This is a genomic window from Microbispora sp. CL1-1, from assembly GCF_012034195.1.
Lineage (GTDB): Bacteria > Actinomycetota > Actinomycetes > Streptosporangiales > Streptosporangiaceae > Microbispora.
This window is the reverse complement of sequence record NZ_JAATEK010000123.1, coordinates 1-1,501: the sequence shown is the minus strand read 5'-3', so window position 1 is coordinate 1,501 and position 1,501 is coordinate 1. Positions and strand designations below refer to the sequence as shown.

Below are 1,501 nucleotides of genomic sequence, written 5' to 3'. Positions count from 1 at the left end.
TTCGATGAGTCTGTTCGCTTGTGGGACGTTTCTGATCCGGCCCGGGCCGCCCCGTTGGGCCGACCCTTGACCGGCCACGCTAGGAACGCTGCTTCGGTGGTGTTCAGCCCGGACGGGGATACCCTGGCCAGCGCCGGCGAAGACAGGTCTGTTCGGTTGTGGAATGTTTCTGATCCGGCCCGGGCCGCGCCGTTGGGGCGGCCCCTGACCGGCCACACCAACACCGTCTTCTCGGTGGCGTTCAGCCCAGACGGGCATACCCTGGCCAGCGCCAGCCTGGATGAGTCTGTTCGCTTGTGGGACGTTTCTGACCCCGCCCAGTCCGCACCCCTGGGCCGGCCCTTGACCGGCCACACCAATATCATTACCTCGGTGGCGTTCAGCCCGGACGGGCATACCCTGGCCAGCGCAGGTGACGACCGGTCTATCCGGCTGTGGAACCTTCCCGGCTCGTATCTGACCGGGCACACCTACGACGTCGTCTCGGTGGCGTTCAGCCCGGATGGGGATACCCTGGCCAGCGCCAGCAGCGACCGATCTATTCGGTTGTGGGACGTTTCTGATCCGGCCCGGGCCGTGCCGTTGGGGCGGCCCCTGAACGGCCACACCGACGTCGTCTTCTCGGTGGCGTTCAGCCCGGATGGGGATACCCTGGCCAGCGCCGGTTGGGATAGCTCGGTTCGGTTGTGGGACGTTTCTGACCCTGCCCGGGCCGCGCCCCTGGGCCGGCCCTTGACCGGCCACACCAGCAACATCAACTCGGTGGCGTTCAGCCCGGATGGGCATACCCTGGCCAGCGCCGGCGCCGACGGGTCTGTTCGGTTGTGGGACGTTTCTGATCCGGCCCGGGCCGCACCACTGGGGCGGCCCCTGACCGGCCACACCAACATTGTCTTCTCGGTGGCGTTCAGCCCGGATGGGCATACCCTGGCCAGCGCCAGCGTCGACGGGTCTGTTCGGTTGTGGAATGTTTCTGATCCGGCCCGGGCCGTGCCGTTGGGGCGGCCCCTGACGGGCCACACCGACGCCGTCCTTTCGGTGGCGTTCAGCCCGGATGGGCATACCCTGGCCAGCGCCGGCGCCGACGGGTCTGTTCGGTTGTGGGACGTTTCTGACCCTGCCCGGGCCGCACCTCTGGGCCGGCCCTTGACCGGCCACACCAGCAACATCAACTCGGTGGCGTTCAGCCCGGATGGGCATACCCTGGCCAGCGCCAGTTGGGATAGCTCTGTTCGGTTGTGGGACGTTTCTGACCCTGCCCGGGCCGCACCACTGGGCCGGCCCCTGACCGGCCACACCGGCGCTGTCTTCTCGGTGGCGTTCAGCCCGGACGGGCATACCCTGGCCAGCGCCGGTGCGGATCGTGCAGTTTTGCTATGGGAGACAAACGTGGCCAAGGCAATCCAGCGAATCTGCGCCACTACCAAGAACAACCTCGGCATTAAAGAATGGCAGCGCTACATCGGCGACGACGTCCCATACACCCCACCGTGCAAATGAC

At 67.0% G+C, this 1,501-nt stretch carries 1 protein-coding gene; it reads left to right on the top strand.

All coding sequences use genetic code 11. From position 1 onward, the window contains the following. The first annotated feature begins 18 nt into the window (after positions 1-18). The gene (locus HCK04_RS40205; protein ID WP_142652761.1) at positions 19-1,500 is read left to right on the top strand and encodes a WD40 repeat domain-containing protein; all 1,482 of its coding nucleotides are present in this window, start codon (positions 19-21) and stop codon (positions 1,498-1,500) included. Position 1,501: the final 1 nt, after the last annotated feature.